The organism is Rhizobium sp. WYCCWR 11152, from assembly GCF_013087615.1.
Classification (GTDB): Bacteria; Pseudomonadota; Alphaproteobacteria; order Rhizobiales; family Rhizobiaceae; genus Rhizobium; species Rhizobium indicum.
In genome coordinates this window covers 276,815-285,950 of the sequence record NZ_JABFCP010000012.1, presented here as the reverse complement: position 1 = coordinate 285,950, position 9,136 = coordinate 276,815, and the positions used below count along the sequence as shown (strand labels likewise).

At 61.0% G+C, this 9,136-nt stretch carries 7 protein-coding genes; all 7 read left to right on the top strand.

All coding sequences use genetic code 11. From position 1 onward, the window contains the following. Positions 1–411: acyl-CoA dehydrogenase family protein (locus G9X67_RS26785; RefSeq protein ID WP_281412518.1), on the top strand; the 411-nt coding region annotated here is incomplete at its 5' end. A gap of 63 nt (positions 412–474) precedes the next feature. Then, positions 475–1,707 (top strand): 3-methyl-2-oxobutanoate dehydrogenase (2-methylpropanoyl-transferring) subunit alpha, encoded by a 1,233-nt coding sequence (locus G9X67_RS26780; protein WP_138334633.1) that lies wholly within the window; start codon positions 475–477, stop codon positions 1,705–1,707. Between the two features lies 1 nt (position 1,708). Continuing rightward, the gene (locus tag G9X67_RS26775; RefSeq protein WP_017958371.1) at positions 1,709–2,722 is read left to right on the top strand and encodes an alpha-ketoacid dehydrogenase subunit beta; all 1,014 of its coding nucleotides are present in this window, start codon (positions 1,709–1,711) and stop codon (positions 2,720–2,722) included. 3 nt (positions 2,723–2,725) lie between these two features. Continuing rightward, on the top strand, positions 2,726–3,964 hold the full coding sequence (locus tag G9X67_RS26770) for a dihydrolipoamide acetyltransferase family protein (protein WP_138334634.1): 1,239 nt from the start codon (positions 2,726–2,728) through the stop codon (positions 3,962–3,964). A gap of 5 nt (positions 3,965–3,969) precedes the next feature. Continuing rightward, a complete protein-coding gene (gene lpdA, locus G9X67_RS26765) occupies positions 3,970–5,367 on the top strand; it encodes a dihydrolipoyl dehydrogenase (RefSeq protein WP_171600092.1) in 1,398 nt (465 codons plus the stop codon). 350 nt (positions 5,368–5,717) lie between these two features. After that, complete coding sequence (locus G9X67_RS26760; RefSeq protein ID WP_138334636.1) at positions 5,718–6,599, top strand: alpha/beta hydrolase-fold protein; 882 nt, start codon at positions 5,718–5,720, stop codon at positions 6,597–6,599. Positions 6,600–6,872: 273 nt separating this feature from the next. Then, the gene (locus tag G9X67_RS26755) at positions 6,873–9,017 is read left to right on the top strand and encodes a TonB-dependent siderophore receptor (protein ID WP_138334637.1); all 2,145 of its coding nucleotides are present in this window, start codon (positions 6,873–6,875) and stop codon (positions 9,015–9,017) included. The last annotated feature ends 119 nt before the right edge of the window (positions 9,018–9,136 follow it).

Genomic DNA, 9,136 nt, shown 5'->3' with positions numbered 1-9,136 from the left:
GGACGGATCGGCATTGCAGCGCAGGCGGTCGGCATGGCGCGGGCGGCCTTCGAGGCGGCGCGTGACTACGCCAGGGAGCGCACGGCCTTCGGCAAGCCGATTTTCGAACATCAGGCCGTTGCCTTCCGCCTTGCCGATATGGCGGTGCGGATCGAGGCGGCGCGGCAGCTCGTCTTTCACGCGGCTTCCCTCAGGGAGGCGGAGCTTCCCTGCCTGTCGGAAGCCTCGATGGCGAAGCTCTTTGCCTCCGAGATGGCCGAGCGTGTCTGCTCAGACGCGATCCAGATCCATGGGGGTTATGGCTACATGGCCGATTATCCGGTCGAGCGCATCTACCGCGATGTGCGCATCTGCCAGATCTATGAGGGAACGAGCGACGTGCAGCGCATGGTGATCGCCCGCAATCTCTAATCGCCACATCCGGCCCTGCTTCCGGGAGGGGAGCACGGCTGGCACAGGGAGGAAAGAAAGAACATGGTGGATTCCGCTCGTTTGAGCCTGCACGTCCCCGAACCCGCCGTCCGCCCGGGCGGCCAGCCTGATTTTTCCAATGTCAAGATTGCCAAGGCCGGCTCGGTGCCGCGGCCGGAGGTGGATGTCGCGTCGGAAGACATCCGCGATCTCGCCTATTCGATCATCCGTGTTTTGAACCGCGACGGCGAGGCGGTCGGCCCCTGGGCAGGCTCGCTTTCTGACGAGGAATTGCTGACCGGGCTTCGCAACATGATGAAGTTGCGGGCCTTCGACGCCCGCATGCTGATGGCGCAGCGGCAGGGCAAGACCTCCTTCTACATGCAGCATCTCGGCGAGGAAGCCGTCAGCTGCGCCTTCCGCAAGGCGCTCGAGAAGGGAGACATGAATTTCCCGACCTATCGCCAGGCGGGCCTTTTGATTGCCGACGACTATCCGATGGTCGAGATGATGAACCAGATCTACTCGAACGAGAGCGATCCCCTGCGCGGCCGGCAATTGCCGATCATGTATTCCTCCAAGGAACACGGTTTCTTCACCATCTCGGGCAATCTCGCCACCCAATATGTGCAGGCTGTCGGCTGGGCGATGGCCTCGGCGATCAAGAATGACAGCCGCATTGCCGCGGCCTGGATCGGTGACGGATCGACGGCGGAATCGGATTTCCACTCGGCGCTCGTTTTTGCCTCGACCTACAAGGCGCCGGTCATTCTCAACATCGTCAACAATCAGTGGGCGATCTCCACTTTTCAGGGCATCGCCCGCGGCGGCTCCGGCACCTTCGCGGCGAGGGGCCTTGGCTTCGGTATTCCGGCGCTGCGTGTCGACGGAAACGACTATCTCGCCGTCCATGCCGTCGCCCGCTGGGCGGCCGAGCGCGCGCGGCGCAATCTCGGCCCGACGCTGATCGAATATGTGACCTATCGCGTCGGCGCCCATTCGACCTCCGACGATCCGAGCGCCTATCGGCCCAAGACGGAATCGGAGGTCTGGCCGCTCGGCGATCCCGTGCTGCGGCTGAAGAAACATCTGATCGTCAAGGGCGCATGGTCGGAGGAGCGGCATGTGCAGGCCGAAGCCGAAATCATGGACGAGGTGATCGAGGCGCAGCGCCAGGCAGAGGCGCATGGCACGCTGCATGCCGGCGGCAGGCCTTCGGTGCGCGACATTTTCGAGGGCGTCTATGCCGAGATGCCGCCGCATATCCGCCGCCAGCGGCAGAAGGCGGGGTACTGACATGGCCAGGATGACGATGATCGAGGCCGTGCGCAGCGCCATGGACGTGTCGATGGCACGCGACGACAATGTCGTGGTTTTCGGCGAGGACGTCGGTTATTTCGGCGGCGTCTTCCGCTCGACGCAGGGTCTGCAGGCAAAATACGGCAGAACGCGCTGCTTCGATACGCCGATCAGCGAATCCGGCATCGTCGGCACGGCGATCGGCATGGCCGCCTATGGGCTGAAGCCCTGTGTCGAAATCCAGTTCGCCGACTACATGTACCCGGCCTATGATCAGCTGACGCAGGAGGCGGCGCGCATCCGCTACCGTTCCAACGGCGATTTCACCTGCCCGATCGTCGTGCGCATGCCCACAGGTGGCGGCATCTTCGGCGGCCAGACGCACAGCCAGAGTCCAGAGGCGCTTTTTACCCATGTCTGCGGCCTGAAAGTGATCGTTCCTTCCAATCCCTATGACGCCAAGGGCCTGCTGATCGCGGCGATCGAGGATCCTGATCCCGTCATGTTCCTGGAGCCGAAGCGGCTCTATAACGGTCCCTTCGACGGCCACCACGAGCGGCCGGTGACGCCCTGGTCCAAGCATGATCTCGGCGAGGTGCCCGATGGCCACTACACCATCCCGATCGGCAAGGCCGAAGTGCGGCGCGCAGGATCGGCGGTGACGGTCGTTGCCTACGGCACCATGGTGCATGTGGCGCTTGCTGCGGCCGAGGATGCCGGCATCGATGCCGAGGTGATTGATCTCAGAAGCCTGCTGCCGCTCGATCTCGATACGATCGTCAAATCGGTCTCGAAGACGGGACGCTGCGTCGTCGTGCATGAGGCAACCCTGACATCCGGCTTCGGCGCCGAAGTCGCGGCGCTGGTGCAGGAGCATTGCTTCTATCATCTCGAAGCGCCGGTCGTGCGTGTCGCGGGCTGGGACACGCCCTATCCGCATGCGCAGGAGTGGGACTATTTCCCCGGTCCCGGCCGTGTCGGGCGGGCGCTTGCCGAAGTCATGGAGGCCTGAGCCATGGGCGAATTCATCATCAAGATGCCCGATGTCGGGGAAGGGGTCGCCGAGGCCGAGATCGTAGAATGGCACGTGAAGACGGGAGATCCCGTCCGCGAGGACATGGTGATCGCCGCCGTCATGACCGACAAGGCCACCGTGGAAATTCCGTCTCCCGTCAGTGGCACCGTCACCTGGCTTGCCGGCGAGGTCGGAGACCGCATCGCGGTCAAGGCCCCGCTGGTACGGATCGAGACGGCGGGAGATGTCGGCGAGCCTCAGTCCGTTGGGATTTCGCAGACGCCGATTGCCGAAACGCCCAAGGCCGAAATTGCAAAACCTGCTCCGCCAGCGCCTGTGGCGCCAGTGCCGGCGGCAACGCCGGCGGAAAAGCCGCTTGCCGCTCCCTCGGTGCGGCTCTTCGCCAGGGAAAGCGGTGTCGATCTCAGGCAGGTGCAGGCGACCGGACCGGCCGGGCGCATCCTGCGCGAGGATATCGAGCAATTCCTGGGCCATGGGGCCGCGCCTGCAACGGCAAAGAACGGCTTTGCCAGGAAGACGGCGACCGAGGAGATCAAGCTGACCGGCCTGCGGCGCCGCATTGCCGAGAAGATGGTGCTTTCCGCCTCGCGTATTCCCCACATCACCTATGTGGAGGAAGTTGATATGTCCGCGCTCGAGGAGTTGCGCGCCACGATGAATGGCGATCGCAGGCCTGATCATCCGAAGCTGACGGTTCTGCCCTTCCTGATGCGGGCGCTGGTCAGGGCCATTTCCGAGCAGCCTGACGTCAACGCCACTTTCGACGACGATGCCGGCATCATCACGCGCTACAGTGCTGTGCATATCGGCATCGCCACGCAGACGCCGGCCGGTCTGACCGTGCCGGTGGTGCGGCATGCCGAAGCCCGCGGTATCTGGGATTGCGCCGCCGAGATGAACCGGCTGGCGGAAGCGGCGCGCTCGGGTACTGCGACACGCGATGAGCTGTCCGGCTCCACTATCACCATCAGCTCGCTCGGCGCGCTCGGCGGCATCGTCTCGACACCCATCATCAATCATCCCGAAGTGGCGATCATCGGCGTCAACAAGATCGCCACGCGACCGGTCTGGGACGGCGCGCAGTTCGTGCCGCGCAAGATGATGAACCTCTCCTCCAGCTTCGACCATCGCATCATCGACGGCTGGGATGCGGCAAACTTCGTGCAGCGCATCCGCGCGCTGCTCGAAACGCCGGCGCTCATTTTTATCGAAGGCTGAGATCCATGAAAGAGATAGTCTGCAAGCTCCTCGTCATCGGCGCCGGTCCGGGCGGTTATGTCTGTGCCATTCGCGCCGGACAGCTCGGCATCGATACTGTTATCGTCGAGGCCGGCAAGCCGGGCGGCACCTGCCTGACGGTCGGCTGCATTCCCTCCAAGGCGTTGATCCATGCGGCTGAGGAATTCGACGCGACGCAAAAGATGCTTGCCGGCAAGAACCCGATGGGCATCCGCGTCGAAGGCGCCTCGATCGATCTCATCAGAACAATTGCCTGGAAGGACGGGATCGTCGGCCGCTTGACCAGTGGTGTTTCGGGGCTGCTGCAGAAGGCGAGCGTCAAGATCGTCCACGGCCGAGGCCATTTCCGCGACGGCAAGACGGTGGAGGTGGAGACGGAAACCGGCCAGCAGATCATCCGCGCCGAGACCGTGGTCATCGCCACCGGTTCGGATCCGGTGGAGCTTACGAACCTGCCTTTCGGCCGCCGCGTCATGTCCTCGACAGAGGTACTGTCGCTGACGGAGCTGCCGAAAAACCTCGTCGTGGTCGGTGGCGGTTATATCGGGCTGGAGCTCGGGACCGCCTTTGCCAAGATGGGGTCTGATGTGACGATCGTCGAGGCGACGCCGCAGGTGCTGCCGCAATATGATGCCGAGCTGGTACGCCCCGTCATGCGCAAGCTGACTGAAGGCGGTATCCGGGTGTTGACGGGTGCGAAGGCGATCGGCCTTGCCGATAATGGGGAGGCATTGATCGTCGAAACGGCTGATGGCCGGCGAGAGACCCTGCCGGCGGACCGCATCCTCGTCACCGTCGGCCGCCGCCCAAGAACCGCAGGATCCGGTCTCGAAGAGCTCGATCTCGATCGTGCCGGCCCTTATCTGAGGATCGACGACCGTTGCCGCACGTCGATGCGCGGCATCTATGCGATCGGCGATGTGACCGGCGAGCCGATGCTTGCCCATCGGGCCATGGCGCAAGGGGAGATGGTGGCGGAAATCATCGCCGGAAAGAAGCGGGCCTGGGACAAACGATGCGTTCCCGCCATCTGCTTCACCGATCCGGAGATCGTTAGCGCCGGCCTGTCGCCGGCCGAGGCGAAGGCGCAAGGCTATGAAATCCGCACCGGCCAGTTTCCGTTCAGCGCCAACGGACGGGCAATGACGATGCTGTCCGAAGAAGGCTTCGTGCGCGTCGTGGCCCGCGCCGATACCAATCTCGTGCTCGGCCTGCAGGCGGTGGGAGCCGGGGTCTCCGAGCTCTCGGCGGCTTTTGCTTTGGCCATCGAGATGGGTGCGCGCCTGGAAGACATCGCCGGCACCATCCATGCGCATCCGACCCGCAGCGAAGCGGTGATGGAGGCGGCGCTGAAAGCTTTAGGAAGCGCGCTGCATATCTGAGGTAGACCCGATCCGGATGCTGACTATCCTGGAAGGTGTCGCATTGAGCGGAGCGATAGCTCTGCAATCCCAACGGCCATCTTCTACCAAGCCCCTAACGTGTGGTTCACGCTGCTGCCTCGGGGTTGCAAATTTGGGAAAATTGGGAAACAGACGTCGGCTGAGCGGTGTTCGGAGATGATTGAATTGAGGCCCTGTGAATTCATCTGTGGGATCGAAATGCGGCTCGATAGTTCCGGGTCTTCAAATCATGTCCGGACGAGGTTAGATCCTCTGTAAACGTTCACCGGTGAACCGCACCGACAGCAATTTCCCTTCCCCTATCGTCTCAACCATCAGAAAACTTTCTCATGACCAATCCTATCAGCGTCTATTCGATGCCCGGAACGTGTTTTTTCGATCTCGCTCCTGCTGCGGGTGGCGAGCCCTATCGCATATTCCTTTCCATTCCGGCGGAGAAACCGCCGGCGGGAGGATGGCCGCTTCTCATCATGACCGACGGCAACGCCACTTTCCCCTTCGCGGTCGCCAGCTTGGTCACCCAGGCACCTTACCCTACGGGAACGAATGTCGGTTGGGGGGTGATCGCGGCGATCGGCTACCCTTCCGACGAGCCCTATGATCCGCTCCGCCGGTCTTGGGACCTGGGGCCTCCGCCGGTCAAATCCTATCCGCCGTTCGTTGAGGGCGGTCCGCCGGTTGTCATCGGAGGGACCGGCAAGCTGGTGGATTTCATCGAGAACGAGCTTATACCGCGGATTGCGGAGATGGTGATCCTGGATCCGATGCGCCGATCGCTTTTCGGACATTCCTTCGGCGGCCTCTTTACTCTCTACGCCCTGTTCGAGCGCCCAAGTCTGTTCGCCAATTGGATTGCGGCCAGCCCAACCATCTATTGGGAGAACAGTGAAATCCTCAAGAATGAAGCGCAGCGTCAAGACGCACCGGGGAATGCACCTTTCCTGCATTTGTCCGCCGGAGAATACGAAGGCGATGAGCTGGCACCCTTCCAGTACCGGAACGAGGATGCCACTGCACGCCTGGAGAAGAGGAAGACGGAACGGACCGTCCTCCTGGCGCGGGAGATGGCGGAGCGATTAAACGGCACTGCCGACGGATTGCGTACCGAATTCGAGCTTTATGCCGGTGAGACCCACATGTCCGTTCTTGCGGCGGCCGTCAATCGCGCGGTGAGCATTGCGTTCGCCGTCCAGGATTTGACCGACAGGTGACGCTCTCTGCAGGTACGATCCGGCGGTTAGACGATCGTATTTGAAACGAACATCCTCGTGGCGTGCACTCGTAACGTCAATGCCCACATGGGGCGTTCAGGATTACATCGTCTCTCCGTGTTGCCCCGAAACGGTCCCGACCGGGTGCAAAGATGGTCACAAAAGCGTGATTATTAAGTTGACTCCAATTCTCCTGTTTGAGTAAACGACTTTTAGCAGTGGCCGGAGGGGGCGGCCGGCACACTGCCCGATATTGGTCTGACAGGGGATAGTATGACAGTGGGACTACAGGGAAAATTGCGCGTGTTCACAAGCCGATTGGTTGCGAGCAGCGCTTTAATAACGGTGTCGTTCGGATCGGCAGGTATCGGCTGGGCACAAGACAATTCGGCCGAAGAGGCAACGCAATTGGCTCCGATCGTCATAACCGGCAAGTCGGATCGTGTGGTTGGCCCTGATCGCACCATCGTTGCCAAGGATACCGCCACAGGCACCAAAACAGATACTCCGGTCGTCGATGTACCGGCGTCCGTGTCGGTGGTGACGCAAAAAGAGTTGGAAGAGCGTCATGTGGACAATCTTCAGCAGGCGGTCGCTTATACCGCCGGCGTCTTTTCAGATGAGTTCGGCAACGACGACCGGTACGACTATATCAGAATTCGCGGCTTTGATCAGACGGCGCTCGGCACCTATCGGGATGGACTGGCGGCGCGTATTCCCGCTTGGTTCACGGCCAGCCGCCTCGAACCCTATGGTCTTCAGCGCGTCGAGGTCCTGAAGGGATCGACGTCGACCCTCTTTGGCCTCAACGGTCCGGGAGGACTCGTCAATGCGATCACCAAGCGTCCCTTGGATGAGAAGCATGGCGAAGTTTACACGTCTTATGGGGATGGCACCAAGGAAGTGGGTGCGGATTTCGGCGGCCCAATCGATGCCGATGGCGTATGGACCTACCGGCTTACCGGACTTGCCAAGGACGGTGACCAGGGCTTGGATTATTCGAACGACGACCGCACCTACATTGCACCGGCATTGACGATCAAGCCGGAAGAGGGGACCTCGCTCACCATTCTGACCGATTATTATAAACGCGATGGAACGGGCGCACGGGGCGTTCCGACCGGCGCAAATATCGATATCGACACCTTCCTCGGCGAACCAGACTTCAATCGCTTCAATACGGAGCAGGTCGACATCGGATATCAGTTCGAGCACGAGATCAACGACAACCTGACCTTCCGCTCGAATGCCCGCTATACGCATCTCGAGCTCGACTATGCTGAAGTTTATGGCGCATCGCTGGATCCGACGGCCAATCGAACGGCGTTCTCGGTTGACGGCATGTCCAACCGCTATGCCTTCGACAATCAGCTCCAGTACGATACTGGATGGGACGGGATCGACAGCAAGACGCTGGTCGGCGTCGATTACACCAGTGACAATACGCGCGAAAACATCCTGTTCGGCACGGCCGGGCCGATCGATATTGATAATCCGGTCTATTGCGGTCTTTCCTGCATTAACCTTGGCCCTTACGTGAACTGGCGCGTCAAGCAGCAGGCGCTCGGGATCTATGCTCAGGAGCAATTGACGTTCGACGACCGATGGATCGTTACCCTGGGCGGACGATGGGACCAGGTTCACACGACTGCGGATTACCTCGATAGCGGGACAAGCGACGACGACACGGCGTCAGCTTTCACCAAGCGTGCCGGACTGACGTATAAATTTACGCCGAATCTCGCAGCTTATGCGAACTATTCGGAAAGCTTCCAGCCGCTCGTCGCGCAGACCGCAAACGGCTACGCTGTGACAGGATCGTTGAAACCACAGCAGGGTGAACAATACGAGGTTGGCCTCAAATATCAGCCGGATGGGTTTGACGGTCTCTTCACCTTGGCGCTGTTTGATCTTACCCAAACGAATGTGCCGAGCTATGTCAGCCCTCTGGTGCAGGAGCAGATTGGCAAGGTCGGTGTGCGCGGCATCGAACTTGAAGGGAAAGCCGCAATCAACGACAGGCTCAATCTGACGCTTGCTTATTCCTATTGGGATGCTGAAATCCGTGAAGACGGGACAGGCGGCAATGTCGGTAACCGGCCTTCCCGCGTGCCGCGACATCTGGCATCGGCCTGGCTCGATTACAAGATTCCGGGAGATGGATGGCGCGGTGACCTGACGATCGGGGGAGGTGTCCGCTATATCGGTCAGACCTACGGTGACGATGCAAATACGGTGTCGCTTGCCAGCTATACGCTGGTTGATGCCGCGGTCAGCTACAAGGCGACCGAGGACGTGACGCTGGCCGTCAATGCGACGAACCTCTTTGACCATAAGTATGTCGCCACCAGCTATTTCGGAACTGAGTTCTACGGCGATCGGCGTAAGGTCGTCGGCACGCTGAAGTATTCCTGGTAATGTGCCGGACGCCGCCTTTGTCCGATCAAGGCGGCGTCCGCAATCTGAGCGTCGAAATATGCTGTAATTCCGACTGTTTCAGCGCCGCGCCTCTGAAAAGACGCGCGGCGCTGTAGTCG